Raw genomic sequence first — 14,578 nt, 5'->3', positions numbered from 1 at the left:
AAGAGGGCTTAGGTGATTAATCTATTACTTTATAGTTATAAGGTTTTAGATTTTTATCATCTTCAAGAAGTTTTGCTGGTGGATTACCATTTATTTCTTGGTGTTTATAATAACGATCGCCAGCTTTATTGTCATTTAAGTCTATTTTGTAGTGAATTTCACCTGGGTTGAATTTTTGGATATCTTCAAAACCTAAATTTGAAGTTTTAAAATCTTTAATGCCATTTTTGGTTGCAATTTCTACTAGTTTAGTTTGTCCTTGTCTTGACATATCAACTGATTGTAAAAGCATTCTTGAAGCTTCTCTAGGATTATGGAAACCTGTTGAATTTTCAGCACCCACAAAGTCCGCTCTTACTTGAGATTTTCTATGAAGTTCTAATACTTCTTTTAATTCGGCTGAAATTTTAGCATCATCTGCCTTACCATCGGTTTGGAATTTAGGCATTTTGCCAAGTTCTGCACGAATGACTTCTACATCTTTGATTAAACTTACTAAAGAGTATTCAGCTGTTCTTAAATCGTGTGCTACTGAATTTTGGATATCTTTAACCTGTTTAGCCAAATAACCTTCACTTTGTGTATGGCAAGTTTTACAAGCTGAGTTGATATCAACTAAAGGTGAAGTGATGTTATGGTTGGTAACTTTTTTTGCACCTTTTCTAATATAAGGCATGTGACAATCTGCACAACTTACACCATTTGCAGCATGTACGCCACCACTATAAAGCTCGCTTTCTGGGTGTTGAATTTTTAGCATAGGTGCTTTAGTGATTTTATGAACCCAATCGCTTGGAAAATTTTCTCTATTTTTTTCATAATAATCATCAAACATTTCTATTCTAAATGGTTCGTCTTTTTTCCACTCACTCCAAGGAAATGCTAGTTCTATACCATCAACCTCAATTTCAACTGGTTTATTACCATCTCTCCAAGAGTCAAACTCATCATAAGTTTTTTGAGTGCCATTCCACCATTTTTTAGAACTATCATTAGCTATACTTTCACCAATAGTTTTTACTTTGGTACCGGTTGGCTTAAAGTAGTATTCAACGTGACATTGAGAGCATACCAAAGTTCTCATTTCGCTTCTTGAAGCTTTCACACCTTGTTTTTCATCTGCTTCATAACCTCTTGAAATGAGTGCATTAATTAAAGCTGGTCTTGTAAGTCTTAAACTCATATCCGTAGGGCTGTGACAGTCTGCACAAGTAACACCCATTCTTTTCCCGCCATGTGGCCCGCTATGCTCAGGTGAGTTTTCTTTAGCTCCGTTTACTGCAGGAACTGTTTTGATCATAGTCCAATATTTTGCAGAGTTAAATGCTACCCAATCACCTTTTGCCGTATTATTTAAAAGCCAAGGAGTCCATCCGCTATGGCAGTTCATACAAGCTGTTGGTTGACCACCGAATCCTGCAAAACCGTGTGCATTTAAGAAATCTTTATTATTTCTAGCGGTATCCATTTGGTCAACTTGAACCCAAAAATGACCTCTTTCTTCATTTGCATCAATACTAAATGGATATCCAGCCCAAAGAATAGTAAGTTGTGGATAGCGGATTAATTTTGAGTAGGCTAAGTTTCCACCAAATTCTGTTGCGTTAGGTGTTTGTTTTTCTACTGCTGTATGCATATCTAAATAATCAGGAAAATTTTTCCCCCAATAATCAAATGTAGGATTTTCATCACCAAGTTTTACAATCTCTTGAGAGATAATTCCACCTACTGAATCATTTGTTTTAGCTGTGATGTCTTGGTTTAGCCACAGCACACCTGCAATTGCTACTATAGTAGCACTAATAGCACTATATAAAATGCCTTTGTTATTCATTGAATACTCCTTTCATTTAAAATCCTCTTTTGTGTCCAACGCCTTGGTGACAAGATACACAGTTTAAAGCATTGTCTTGCTTATGTGGATCTAGAGTAGGGTTGATGGTGTTACTTGCAATCTCTTTGTGACATTCTATACAGTTATTTTGCACTATTTCTTTACTTTTTGCATTTGCGCTTAAATGCGTTGGTAGAGAATCTAGTTTGAAAGTAAATGCATAAGCATGTCCTAAACCACTTTGAGCTTTAGCAATCCATTTTTCAAAGAAACTATGTGGTAAATGACAATCATTACAGGTTGCTCTTGGTTTACCATCAATTTCTTTGGAGTGTGAAGCTTTTAAATAGTCATTATAAACTTCGTTCATAATATGACAGTTGTTGCAGCTTTCACTAGCATCACTAAAATAAGAAGTGCCTTTAGCATTATGGAAAGTATACATTCCAACTCCTGCTAAAATTACAAGTAAGAAGAGGAAAACAGCAAAAAGTTTTGAGTTTGCTTTTTTCAAAGTCTCTCCTTTGAATGAAGTTTAAGTTACAAGAACTTAATTATAATTATAATACACTATAAAACTTAAAAAGTAAATATAAATTTATTAATCATTTATTATTTTTTTAATAAGATAAAAAAAGTATTATTTTTTTATATAAATTTATTTACTATTATAAAAATAAAATAAATTTTAATAAAAGAAATACTAAAATATTAAATACTAGAAAATGAGGCAGGTGTATTATGCAAATTCAACCATCAATGTATATTAATAGAGAACTTTCTTGGCTTGCATTTAATTCCCGTGTTTTGGATCAATGCTCCAAAGATCTTCCTTTGCTTGAAAAACTTAAATTTATTGCTATATACTGTACAAATTTAGATGAGTTTTATATGATAAGAGTAGCTGGATTAAAACAGCTTTTTGTAGCAGGAATAGGTACAACAAGTAATGATGAAATGACTCCTCTTGCGCAGCTTAAAGCTATTAGAAATTATTTACATGAAGAAAAATACGTAGTGGAACAGTATTTTACTAAAATCACCCAAGAATTAGAAAAGGAAAATTTATTCATTCGTTCTTATGAGAAGCTTGATGAGGATTTAAAACAACAATGTAATGAGCATTTTTTTTCCAACATTTTTCCTGTGATAGTACCAATTGCAGTTGATGCAACTCATCCTTTTCCACACTTAAATAATCTTTCTTTTTCTTTGGCAGTGAAGCTTTGCGATCCGATGCACCCTGAACTTTTGAAATTTGGTATGATTCGTATACCTAGAGTTTTGCCAAGATTTTATCAAGTGAGTTCTAATATTTATGTGCCTATAGAAAGTATAGTGCGTCATCACACAGAGCATATTTTTCCTGGTTATAAGCTTTTATCATCTGCTGCTTTTAGGGTTACTAGAAATGCAGATATGGAGATAGAAGAAGAAGAGGCTGATGATTTTATGTTGATTTTGGAGCAGGGCTTGAAGCTTCGTAGAAAAGGTGCTTTTATACGCTTGCAGATAGAAAAAGGTGCAGATGAGCAACTTATAGATTTTTTAAGTTCTCATATGAATATTTTTCATAAGGATATTTATGAATACAGCATACTTTTAAATTTGCCATCACTATGGCAAATCATCTCTAATAAAGAGTTTACTCATTTATTGAGTCCAGTTTATACACCAAAAATCTTACCGCCTTTTGGAGACAATGTTTCTATTTTTAGTGCGATAGATAAACAAGATATTTTAGCTATACAGCCTTATGAGAGTTTTGAGCCTGTGTATCAGTTTATCAAAGAAGCAAGTAAAGATCCTAAGGTTGTTTCTATAAGAATGACACTTTATAGGGTGGAAAAAAACTCTAGCATTGTTCAAGCTTTGATTGATGCTGCAAGTGAAGGTAAGCAAGTTACTGTGATGGTTGAATTAAAGGCGCGCTTTGATGAAGAAAATAACTTACACTGGGCAAAATCACTAGAAAATGCAGGGGCTCATGTGATATATGGAATCACTGGTTTTAAAGTGCATGCAAAAGTAGCGCAAGTGATTAGAAAAGAAGGGGATAAGTTAAAAATTTACAACCATCTTAGTACAGGAAATTATAACGCAAGCTCGGCTAAAATTTATACAGATGTAAGCTATTTTACTTCTAAAGAAGAATACTCGCAAGATACGACAACTTTTTTTCATATCCTTTCAGGATATAGCAAAAGTCGCCGCTTAAAAACTTTATCGATGAGTCCAAAGCAAATTAAAGAAAGAATTTTAGATATGATAGCTACAGAAATAAGCTATGGTAAAAATGGAATGATTATAGCAAAAATGAATGCTTTGGTAGATGGAGAAGTGATTGAAGCTTTATATAATGCCTCTAATAAAGGTGTAAAAACAGAACTAATCGTGCGTGGAATTTGTTGTTTAAGACCTGGAGTAAAAGGTTATAGTGAAAATATAAAAGTTAGAAGTATAGTAGGAAAATACTTAGAGCATGCTAGAATTTTATACTTCAAACACACAGCGCCTAATTATTTCATTTCAAGTGCTGATTGGATGCCAAGAAACTTAGAAAGAAGACTAGAGCTAATGACTCCTATTTTTGATGAGCATTCTCGTGCAAAGTTAGCTCAAATTTTAAAACTACAATTAAGCGATAATGATTTAGCTTATGAGTTAGATAGTGAAGGAGTATATCGTAAAGTTATTTTAAGTGATGCAGAAAAAAATAATAATTCTCAGCAAATCTTAGAAGAATATATTAGTAGAATTTTTAATACCTTGAAAAAAGATACCGATCACAGTAGAGCAGCGCATTTAGCGACAAAGCTTTTTAGAGATAGCTAATCCTTGCTTTTTGCAAGGATTATTTCCAACCTTCTATGTAATTTTTCAGCTTTCTACCAACTTTTGGATGCTTAAGTTTTTTGATTGCCGAGCTTTCTATTTGTCTTACTCTTTCTCTTGTAACATTTAATTCTTTACCGATTTCTTCTAAGGTTCTATCACTCTCATCATCCATTAATCCAAAGCGCATTCTAATAACAGCTTTTTCTCTATCATTAAGTTGATCTAAAACTTCATCAATTTGTTCTTTTAAATCATCTTTTAAGATATGATCCATAGGCGAAATTGAAGTTCTATCTTCTACAAAATCTCCAAATTTACCATCATCCTCATTGCTAATAGGTGCTTCAAGCGAAATCGGCTCTTTGGTGATTTTAATCACTTGTTTTACTTTATCCACGCTAAGGCCTACTTCTTTAGCGATGATGCTTACATCGGGTTCTTTGCCTTCTTTTTGCAAATACTCGCGAATGATTTTATTGATTTGATTGATAGTTTCTATCATATGAATAGGAATTCTAATCGTTCTTGCTTGATCAGCAATAGCTCTTGAAATGGCTTGTCTAATCCACCAAGTTGCATAAGTTGAAAACTTATATCCACGTTTGTATTCAAATTTATCCACTGCTTTCATTAGACCTATATTGCCTTCTTGGATTAGATCTAAAAACGGCAAACCTCGGTTGGTATATCTTTTAGCAATGCTTACAACCAAACGTAAATTTGATTTGGCCATTCTTGTTTTAGCTTCATCTGAGATTTTTTTACCACGTTTGATTTGTTCTAGAATTTCTTTTAATTGATCTTTTTCTAAGTCAAAAGAATTTTGACTAGCTTCTTTGGTTTGGATTAGTTTTTTAATTTCCATATAGGTGCTAACCATAGTTGTTTCTAAAGCGCGTTCAGCGATTTCTTCTTTGCTGAGTTTAGTAATATCTTTTAAAATATCTTGGTGTCTTTGTTTGAGTTCATCTGAAAACATCGGTAAGCGATACTCTAGACGTTTTAATTCTTTGTCAAATTCCTCATCACTTTTTAATGCAGTTTCCATGGATTTTACGATCTCAGAAATGAGTTTTGAAGTAGGACCTAGATCCATTAATTTTTCTTTTAGTATGTTTTTCTTAAAGGCGATGATTAGTTTATCCAATAACTCATCGTTGTTTTTTTCTGCATTAATGGTAGAAATAGTTTTAAGCCACTCCTTTTTTGCTTTTTCTAGAGCTTTAAAACTTTCTATAACTTTTAAAGTTCTCTCATCTTCTTTTTTGCTAGTTTTTTTAGGTTTTTTTTCGTTTGAGTTTTCGCTTTCTTCGTGTTCGCCATCATCTTCATGGTCTACTTCATCATCACTTTTATCATCATCACTTTTATCATCATCTTCAAAGCTTTTAAAAAGTTCTTTAACTCTTCTTTCTCTGTTGATTAAAGGTTCTTTATAATCTAAAATAAAGTCAATCAAATAAGGCACTGAACAAAATGCATCAATGATAATGTCTTCGCCTAATTCAATTTTTTTAGAAATTTCAATTTCTTCATCTTTGTTTAAAAGAGCAATTTGTCCCATTTCTCTTAAATACATTCTAACAGGAGAGTCTGATCTACTCCACTCAAGCAAATCATTTTCATTGGCTAAATCAAATTCATTTTCTAAACTTGTATCTTGTAATTTTTGTTTTTCTTCTTGTAATTTTTTTGCTTCTTCTAAATTTCTTTTTTTAGCAATTTCGGCTGAGGAAATTAATTCCACTTTGTATTTATCCATTAAATCATGGATTTTTTTAGCACTTGTTGTATTTGGAAGCTTTGCAAAATACTTGACAAGTTTTTCATATGTGATATAATCTTTAGAGTTTTCTTTGAAAAGTTCTTCTAAAACATTAGTTCCATTAGCCATAGATACCCCTTGTATTTAAGTAGTGAGTGTAAAACTAAATATTATGCCTAAAGATTAATTAAAAACAAATAAAAATATTTTGGAACACATTTTGCTTTGTTTGGTACAAAAAATAAAGATTTTAGATAGGAAAAACAATGCAAAATGGTTATTATCAAGCTACTGGTGCTATGGTTACACAGTTTAATCGTTTGGATGTTGTGACTAATAATCTAGCAAATGTTAATACAAGTGGCTATAAAAGAGATAATGTTGTTATTGCAGATTTTAAAAGGATTTTTAAAGAAACTCAAGATGAGTTACCTATAGAAAATCACACAAGAGATGCTGCAAGATTTGTAAATACAACTATAGATAGAGTTCCGCAAGTTAATCATGTTTACACTAATTTTAGTGTGGGTTCTATGAAAATGACACATAATCCTTTAGATTTGGCTCTTGCTCGTGAGGATACTTTTTATTTGATCAAGACCAATAATGGAGAAGTAAGATTAAGCCAGGATGGAAATTTCCAACTTGATGATGAGGGTTATTTAGTAAATCGTCAAGGATATAGAGTTTTAAGTAGTGATTATTTTAATAATCCTGAAAATGATGGTATACGTGTAGGAGATTCTACTTCTTTTATTAATGTAGATAAAAATGGAATAATTAGTGCGTCTAATCAAGATATAGCAAGATTATTCGTAGCACAGGTTGATGATTTAAGAGATTTGCAAAAAGATGGCGATAATATGTATAAAATTGATAATTTAAATAAAATTAGAGATTTGCCTAATTCTAGTGCCGTAAAGCAAGGTTTCACCCAAGGTTCAAATGTTAATCCAGTTACAGAAATGGTAGGATTAATAGAGGCAAATAGAATGGTTGAGATGTATCAAAAAGTCATGACATCTCATATGGATGATTTAAATCAAGAAGCTATTAATAAATTAGCAAGTACTAAATAAAACTAAGGATAGATAAAATGTTAAGATCATTATATACAGCAGCATCAGGGATGGTATCACAACAAACACAAATTGATGTAACTTCAAATAATATTTCAAATGTTAATACAGTGGGTTATAAAAAATCTCGTGCAGAATTTGCAGATTTGATGTATCAAACTATGAAGTATGCAGGTACTTCAACTTCAAGCACCACAAAACACCCAAGTGGTATAGAAGTGGGTCTTGGCTCAAGAGTGACAGCTGTGAGTAAAATTTTTAGTGAAGGTAGTTTAAAACAAACTTCAACTTCAGGTCTTGATATGGCAATTGCAGGTAACAATGGCTTTTTTCAAATTCAAATGCCTGATGGAACTATAGCTTATACTAGAAATGGACAATTTACAAAAGATGCTGAAGGAAATATAGTAAATTCAGATGGTTATAGGTTGTTACCTGAAATGACTATACCAGAAGATGCTACAGCTATAAATGTTGCAAGTGATGGAACTGTTTCAGTAATGCAACCAGGAAATACTGCTGAAACTCAAATAGGACAAATTGAACTTGTGAATTTTATCAATCCAGCAGGCTTACATGCTTTAGGAGATAATCTTTTGGTAGAAACTGATGCAAGTGGAGCACCTATTGCAGGTATAGCAGGTGAGAATGGATTTTCTGTAATCAAACATGGCTTTGTAGAACTTAGTAATGTACAGCTTGTAGAAGAAATGACAGATCTTATTACAGGTCAAAGAGCTTATGAAGCAGGTTCAAAAGCTATTACTACAAGTGATGATATGCTTGGTATTGTAAATCAATTAAAACGCTAGAATTAACTAGTGTTTTATAATATGCAAAAAATATTAAAAAATACCAAAAAACTCCTATTTATAAATACCTATAAAATATTCTTTCTTATAATTTAAATTTAAAGTAATCTATAGTAATGTTATATTTATGTATTCTTTATATACATAAATAAACAATAACGAGGGATATGATGAACAGAAGGGACTTCATTAAAAATACCGCTATTGCTAGTGCTTGTGGTGTTGCAGGTCTTAGTGTTCCAAGTAGTGTGCTTGCAAATACTGAGAATAAATGGCGTTGGGATAAGGCTGTTTGTAGATTTTGTGGTACAGGCTGTGGAATTTTAGTTGCAAGTTTAGATGGTAAAATTGTTGCTGTAAAAGGAGATCCAGCAGCTCCTGTAAATCGTGGATTAAATTGTATTAAAGGTTATTTTAATGCAAAAATTATGTATGGAGAAGACCGTTTAGTTACACCTTTACTTCGTGTAAATGCAAAAGGTGAGTTTGATAAAAAAGGAAAATTCCAACAAGTTTCTTGGCAAAGAGCTTTTGATGAAATGGAAAAACAATTTAAAAAAGCTTATAAAGAAAAAGGTGTTGAGGGTATTGGAATTTTCGCAAGCGGTCAATATACTATACAAGAAGGATATGCTGCTGCAAAATTAGTAAAAGCTGGTTTTAGATCAAACAATATAGATCCAAATGCACGTCACTGCATGGCTAGTGCTGTTGTTGGTTTTATGCAAACTTTTGGAGTTGATGAGCCTTCCGGTTGTTATGATGATATAGAGCTTACTGATACTATTATTACTTGGGGTGCAAATATGGCAGAAATGCATCCGATTTTATGGTCAAGGGTAAGTGATAGAAAATTAAGCAATTTAGATCAAGTTAAAATAATAAATTTATCTACTTTTTCTAATAGAACTTCTCATATAGCAGATACTGAAATTATTTTCAAACCAAATACTGATTTAGCTATTTGGAATTATATAGCAAGAGAGATTGTTTATAATCATCCTGAAACTATGGATAAAGAATTTATTGAAAAACATTGTATTTTCACAACAGGTTATGCTGATATTGGTTATGGGATGAGAAATAATCCAAACCATCCTAAATTTAAAGCAAGTGAGAAAGACACGGTTGCAAAGCAAAATGCAATTGTTTTAGATGAGGAAGAAGCGGTTTCTTTAGCTTATTTGGGAGTAAAAGCAGGTGATAAATTTGAAATGAAACACCAAGGCGCTCCTGATGCGCATTGGGAAATTTCTTTTGAAGATTTTAAGAAAGCTTTAGAACCTTATACGCTTGATTATGTTGCTAAAGTTGCTAAGGGTAATGAAGATGAAAGTATTGATGAATTTAAGAAAAAACTTCAAGAATTAGCTAGTCTTTACATAGAACAAAACAGAAAAGTTGTAAGTTTTTGGACTATGGGCTTTAATCAACACACAAGAGGTACTTGGGTGAATGAGCAAGCTTATATGGTGCATTTTCTACTTGGTAAACAAGCTAAACCAGGTAATGGGGCATTTTCACTGACAGGACAGCCAAGTGCTTGTGGAACAGCAAGAGAAGTAGGGACTTTTTCACACCGTTTACCTGCTGATATGGTGGTGGCAAATCCTAAACATAGAGCTATTAGTGAAAAAATTTGGAAAGTTCCTACGAAAACGATTAATCCCAAACCAGGTGCACCGTATTTGAAAATCATGAGAGATTTAGAAGATGGAAATATCAAATTTGCTTGGGTGCAAGTAAACAATCCTTGGCAAAATACAGCTAATGCAAATCACTGGATAGCAGCAGCAAGAGAAATGGATAATTTTATTGTTGTGAGTGATTGTTACCCAGGAATTAGTGCTAAAGTGGCTGATTTGATTTTACCAAGTGCAATGATTTATGAAAAATGGGGAGCTTATGGTAATGCTGAAAGAAGAACCCAACATTGGAAGCAACAAGTATTACCTGTAGGTGAGGCTATGAGTGATACTTGGCAAATTATGGAATTTGCAAAACGCTTTAAACTAAAAGAAGTTTGGGGTGAAACTAAGGTAAATGATAAGCTTACTTTACCAAGCGTTTTGGAAGAAGCAAAAGCTATGGGTTATAGCGAAGATGATACTTTATTTGATGTGTTATTTGCAAATAAAGAAGCAAAAACTTTCAAAGCTAAGGATAATATCGCTAAAGGTTTTGATAACTCTGAAGTATTTGGCGATGAGAGAAAAGTCATAGGTAGCGATGGTAAAGAATTTAACGGCTATGGGTTTTTTGTGCAAAAGTATTTATGGGAAGAATATCGCAAATTTGGTTTAGGTCATGGACATGATTTAGCTGATTTTGACACTTATCATAAAGTAAGAGGCTTAAGATGGCCTGTGGTTAATGGTAAAGAAACTCAATGGAGATTTAATACTAAATTTGACTATTACGCTAAAAAAGCTGCTCCAAATTCAGATTTTGCATTTTATGGAGATTTTGCAAAAGAACTACCAAAAGGAGACTTGCTAGCTCCGCAAACTAAAGAAAAATACAGCTTAAAAAATAAAGTAAAAATTTTCTTTAGACCATTCATGAAAGCACCTGAAAGACCAAGCAAAGAGTATCCATTCTGGTTGTCTACTGGTAGGGTTTTAGAGCACTGGCATAGTGGAACAATGACCATGAGAGTTCCTGAGCTTTTCCGTGCAGTTCCTGAAGCGCTTTGTTATATGAATGAAGATGATGCTAAAGCAATGCAGATTAACCAAGGTGATATTGTATGGGTAGAATCTCGCCGTGGCAAAGTAAAAGCAAGAGTAGATTTTCGTGGTAGAAATAAACCTTCTAAAGGTCTTGTTTATGTACCTTGGTTTGATGAGAATGTGTATATTAATAAAGTTACACTAGATGCAACTTGTCCATTGTCTAATCAAACAGATTTTAAAAAGTGTGCCGTAAAAATTACCAAAGCATAAAATAATGAATAAAAGAAGAGAATTTTTAGCCTTTACATTGAAGCTTTTGTGCATAGGAAGCGGTAGTGCTTTTTTAGCAAGTTTAGCACTGAGTTCCAATCAGGAGTATTTTTTAAGACCACCTGGTGCTGATGATGAAAAAGAATTTTTGTCAAAATGCATACGATGTGGACTTTGTGTGAGGGCTTGTCCTTATGATGTTTTAAAATTAGCTACAGTGCAAGATAGTGCAAAAAACGGAACACCTTTTTTTGTAGCTAGAGAAAATCCTTGCAGGTTGTGTGAAGATATCCCTTGTATAAAAGATTGTCCAACAAATGCTTTAGATCATAAGTATTTAGAGCAAAAAGATGGAATTTGTAAAACAAAAATGGGTATAGCTATTATTGATAGCGCAAGCTGCGTGGCGTATTGGGGGATACAATGTGATGCTTGTTATAGAGCTTGTCCTTTGATTGATAAGGCGATTAAGCTTGAAGCAAAGCGTAATGAAAGAACCGCAAAGCACGCATTTTTGCTACCTGTGGTAGATCATGAAGTGTGTGTGGGTTGTGGAATTTGTGAAAAAGCTTGTATTACTCAAAAGCCAGCCATTAGAGTTTTGCCTAGGGAATTTGTTTTAGGAAAAGCTGGAGATAATTACATCAAAGGTTGGGATGAAAAAGATGAAAAGCGTTTACAAGATGTAAATACTGAAAAAAAATTCAACCAAAATAAGGCTAGAGATTATCTTAATGATGGAGAATTGCTATGAAGTATCTTATTTTAAGGAGAATGGTGCAGTTTTCTATTTTAGTATTGTTTTCTTTTGGTATGTTTGATTTTGTATTAAAAGGAAATTTAAGCTCTTCGGTACTGTTTTCTTCTGTGCCACTAAGTGATCCTTTTGCTTATATTCAACTTGTTTTGGCAAGTTTACAAGTGGATTTGATAGCTTTAAGTGGAGCTTTGATAGTGTTTTTATTTTATGCTATTTTTGCAGGAAGAGCTTTTTGTGCTTGGGTGTGTCCAGTTAATATCATCACAGATTTTGCTTATTATATAAGGGTGAAGTTAAGATTTAATCAAACTAAGATTTTTAATGTTCATAAAAATTTACGTTATTATGTGATGGGTTTTGTTTTGATTTTTTCTTTTCTTTTTTCCTATCCTGTTTTTGAGGAATTTTCTTACATAGGAATCATTCAAAGAGGGTTGATTTTTGGCGGTATTTCTTGGCTTTTTATAGCTTTGATAATCTTTTGTATTGATGCGTTTTTTAGTCCAAGATTTATTTGTTCACATTTTTGCCCTTTAGGGGCTTTTTGGGCTTTAAGTTCGCGTTTTTCACTGTTAAAAATCAAATATAACCTCCAAAAATGCACTCAATGCTACAAATGTCTTGGAGTATGTCCTGAAAAACAAGTACTTTGGATGATAGGTAAAGAAAATCAAAATGTAAAATCAGGAGAATGCATTAGATGTGGAAAATGTGTTGATGTTTGTGAGGATGATGCTTTAGGTTTTAGTATTATAAATTTAAGGAGAGAAAATGAAAAATAAGATCTTTTTATCCTTAGCAGCAGCTGTTTTAATAAGCGCTTGTGGATTTGCTGTTAAAAGTGTGGATTCAAAGGATATAGGTTTAAGAAAAACAAGTTTAGAAAGTGAAAATGTAGAATTGTTAGATGTAAAGTATTCTCAAGCTTTAGCAGGAGAATCTGTTTTGATCGAAAGATCATTTGAAAATGCTCCGCCATTGATTCCGCACACTTTAGAAGATATGCTTCCGATTGTAAAAGATAATAATATTTGTCTAAGCTGCCATGATAAGGCTATTGCTAAAGATGTGGGTGCTACAGCGCTTCCAAGTAGTCATTATTTTGACTTGAGAAAAAATAAGTCAACTAAAGATATGGTTAGTGAGGCAAGATTTAATTGTACTCAGTGTCATGTTCCACAAAGTGATGCAAAACCTTTGGTTGGAAATAATTTTGAGGCGAAATTTAAAAACGAAGAACTTAAAAGAAAATCAAATTTCTTAGAAGTCTTAAATGAAGGCGTGAAATAACACAATGAAAAAAATATTTTTAATCTTGTTGATAAGTATTTGGGTGTTTGGCTATGAACTTAAACTCCCTGCTAATGTAAATGCTTTAAAACTAGTTGGCAGTGATTTGCTTATAGGGCTTGATAATGCAGAGCTGTATTGGTATTTTACGCAAAATAAAAAATTGCAAAAAATCACCCAATTAGACAAGATTAAAAATTTTTATGAAGAAAATCTCAGCCCTAGAATTTACAGTATTGATTACTTAAATGGGGCTGTTTTGATTTTAAGTGAAGGAAGTTTTGGGGGTAAAAGACTTTATATTTACAAAGACAAGCAACTTATAAGCTATGACTTACATAGCGATGGGGTTAAAAAGGCTTTGTTTTTAGATGATGATACTATTTTGTTAGCCTTGTTAGGTTCTAACATAGAGCTTTTTGATCTAAAAACAAAAAAAATAGCAAAGAATTTTGTTTTTTCTAATTCAAGTTTGAGTGATGTGGTTTTAAATGAAACAAAAACACAGCTAGTAGCGGGTTTTGAAAGCGGTGAGATCATTCTTTTTGATGTAAAAAATTGGCAGAAAATAAAAAGCTATAAAAATGCTCACAAGGATAATATCTACCAATTAGATTATAAAAATCAAATTATTACAAGTTGTAGCACTGATAGAAAATTGGCAATCATCAAAAATAATCAAGAAAAAAGCATAGAAAGAGACTTTTTGATTTACACTTGTGCCCTAAGTAAAGATGGTGCTATCGCAGCTTTTGGTGATAATGAAAAAAACATCATAGAGCTTATAGACGTTTATAATTTAAAAACTATAAAACAATTTCAAAATCAAGATTTTCTGCTAGAATATCTGATATTTTTAAATAAGCATGAATTTATCAGTGCGGGTTATGAAAATAAAATTATTTTTTGGAGTATAGATGAATCTTTCTAGTGTTTTGATTTTAAGCAAAGAAGAAAAAATCAGCAAGTTAAAAGAACAAATTCAAAATACACCTTGTTGTAGTGTGGAATTAATTGAAGAAGAAAAAATCATCGTGGTGATTGAGAGTGAAAATTTAGAAGATGAGTTGAAAGCTTATAAGCAATTAGAGCAGCTTGATGGTGTGGTGAGTATCAATATGGTTTTTTCGTACCAAGATTTAGATGAAGAAAGAGAAAAAATTTTAAAGTCAAATTTTAAATCTGATGCTTTTGATGAGAATTTAAAAAAAGATGATATAGAATACTATGGCAATATTTTTAGAAAGTATTAATT

12 protein-coding genes are annotated in these 14,578 nt (G+C 32.3%); 9 read left to right on the top strand and 3 right to left on the bottom strand.

The genetic code is table 11. The features are described from left to right. Window positions 1-16 precede the first annotated feature (16 nt). Together CSUB8523_RS06500 and nrfH are read right to left on the bottom strand one after the other, a co-directional pair. A complete protein-coding gene (locus CSUB8523_RS06500) occupies window positions 17-1,834 on the bottom strand; it encodes an ammonia-forming cytochrome c nitrite reductase subunit c552 (protein ID WP_043019974.1) in 1,818 nt (605 codons plus the stop codon). Window positions 1,835-1,850: 16 nt separating this feature from the next. Next, complete coding sequence (gene nrfH / locus CSUB8523_RS06495; protein ID WP_039664216.1) at window positions 1,851-2,348, bottom strand: cytochrome c nitrite reductase small subunit; 498 nt, start codon at window positions 2,346-2,348, stop codon at window positions 1,851-1,853. Between the two features lie 227 nt (window positions 2,349-2,575). On the opposite strand from nrfH, the gene CSUB8523_RS06490 reads away from it, so the two are divergent. After that, entirely contained in the window at window positions 2,576-4,669 is a 2,094-nt protein-coding gene (locus CSUB8523_RS06490) for an RNA degradosome polyphosphate kinase (RefSeq protein ID WP_043019973.1), read from the top strand. A 19-nt stretch (window positions 4,670-4,688) separates the two neighbouring features. Here the strand turns inward: CSUB8523_RS06490 and rpoD are convergent, their stop codons facing one another. Then, entirely contained in the window at window positions 4,689-6,566 is a 1,878-nt protein-coding gene (gene rpoD / locus CSUB8523_RS06485) for an RNA polymerase sigma factor RpoD (RefSeq protein ID WP_043019972.1), read from the bottom strand. Between the two features lie 137 nt (window positions 6,567-6,703). On the opposite strand from rpoD, the gene CSUB8523_RS06480 reads away from it, so the two are divergent. The 8 genes from CSUB8523_RS06480 (at window position 6,704) to CSUB8523_RS06445 (ending at window position 14,576) form a co-directional block, all read left to right on the top strand. Then, window positions 6,704-7,516, top strand: a complete 813-nt coding sequence (locus CSUB8523_RS06480; RefSeq protein ID WP_043019971.1) for a flagellar hook-basal body protein — start codon at window positions 6,704-6,706, stop codon at window positions 7,514-7,516. 17 nt (window positions 7,517-7,533) lie between these two features. Continuing rightward, entirely contained in the window at window positions 7,534-8,328 is a 795-nt protein-coding gene (gene flgG, locus CSUB8523_RS06475; protein WP_039626513.1) for a flagellar basal-body rod protein FlgG, read from the top strand. Window positions 8,329-8,498: 170 nt separating this feature from the next. Continuing rightward, window positions 8,499-11,273, top strand: coding sequence for a periplasmic nitrate reductase subunit alpha (gene napA, locus CSUB8523_RS06470; RefSeq protein WP_039664211.1), 2,775 nt, complete (start codon window positions 8,499-8,501; stop codon window positions 11,271-11,273). Between the two features lie 4 nt (window positions 11,274-11,277). Next, window positions 11,278-12,027 carry a ferredoxin-type protein NapG gene (napG, locus tag CSUB8523_RS06465; protein ID WP_043019970.1) on the top strand — a complete coding sequence of 250 codons (750 nt, stop codon included), beginning with the start codon at window positions 11,278-11,280 and terminating at the stop codon, window positions 12,025-12,027. Further along, the gene (napH, locus tag CSUB8523_RS06460) at window positions 12,024-12,815 is read left to right on the top strand and encodes a quinol dehydrogenase ferredoxin subunit NapH (RefSeq protein ID WP_043019969.1); all 792 of its coding nucleotides are present in this window, start codon (window positions 12,024-12,026) and stop codon (window positions 12,813-12,815) included. The genes napG and napH overlap by 4 nt, the downstream gene beginning before the upstream one ends. Further along, window positions 12,805-13,323, top strand: a complete 519-nt coding sequence (locus CSUB8523_RS06455; RefSeq protein ID WP_039664208.1) for a periplasmic nitrate reductase, small subunit, cytochrome c550 protein — start codon at window positions 12,805-12,807, stop codon at window positions 13,321-13,323. Before napH ends, CSUB8523_RS06455 begins: the two co-directional genes overlap by 11 nt. A gap of 4 nt (window positions 13,324-13,327) precedes the next feature. Continuing rightward, window positions 13,328-14,254 (top strand): nitrate reductase accessory protein, encoded by a 927-nt coding sequence (locus tag CSUB8523_RS06450; RefSeq protein WP_043019968.1) that lies wholly within the window; start codon window positions 13,328-13,330, stop codon window positions 14,252-14,254. Further along, window positions 14,241-14,576: a chaperone NapD gene (locus CSUB8523_RS06445; RefSeq protein WP_039664206.1), complete on the top strand. Its 336-nt coding sequence runs from the start codon at window positions 14,241-14,243 to the stop codon at window positions 14,574-14,576. Before CSUB8523_RS06450 ends, CSUB8523_RS06445 begins: the two co-directional genes overlap by 14 nt. Window positions 14,577-14,578: the final 2 nt, after the last annotated feature.

The sequence above is a fragment of the Campylobacter subantarcticus LMG 24377 genome, assembly GCF_000816305.1.
Lineage (GTDB): Bacteria > Campylobacterota > Campylobacteria > Campylobacterales > Campylobacteraceae > Campylobacter_D > Campylobacter_D subantarcticus.
This window is presented reverse-complemented; position numbering and strand designations above follow the sequence as displayed.

Coding starts and splice junctions, on each gene's coding strand:
- CSUB8523_RS06500 (WP_043019974.1), bottom strand. CDS start 1,834: ATGAATAACAAAGGCATTTTATATAGTGCTATTAGTGCTACTATAGTA.
- CSUB8523_RS06490 (WP_043019973.1), top strand. CDS start 2,576: ATGCAAATTCAACCATCAATGTATATTAATAGAGAACTTTCTTGGCTT.
- rpoD (WP_043019972.1), bottom strand. CDS start 6,566: ATGGCTAATGGAACTAATGTTTTAGAAGAACTTTTCAAAGAAAACTCT.
- CSUB8523_RS06480 (WP_043019971.1), top strand. CDS start 6,704: ATGCAAAATGGTTATTATCAAGCTACTGGTGCTATGGTTACACAGTTT.
- flgG (WP_039626513.1), top strand. CDS start 7,534: ATGTTAAGATCATTATATACAGCAGCATCAGGGATGGTATCACAACAA.
- napA (WP_039664211.1), top strand. CDS start 8,499: ATGAACAGAAGGGACTTCATTAAAAATACCGCTATTGCTAGTGCTTGT.
- napG (WP_043019970.1), top strand. CDS start 11,278: ATGAATAAAAGAAGAGAATTTTTAGCCTTTACATTGAAGCTTTTGTGC.
- napH (WP_043019969.1), top strand. CDS start 12,024: ATGAAGTATCTTATTTTAAGGAGAATGGTGCAGTTTTCTATTTTAGTA.
- CSUB8523_RS06455 (WP_039664208.1), top strand. CDS start 12,805: ATGAAAAATAAGATCTTTTTATCCTTAGCAGCAGCTGTTTTAATAAGC.
- CSUB8523_RS06450 (WP_043019968.1), top strand. CDS start 13,328: ATGAAAAAAATATTTTTAATCTTGTTGATAAGTATTTGGGTGTTTGGC.
- CSUB8523_RS06445 (WP_039664206.1), top strand. CDS start 14,241: ATGAATCTTTCTAGTGTTTTGATTTTAAGCAAAGAAGAAAAAATCAGC.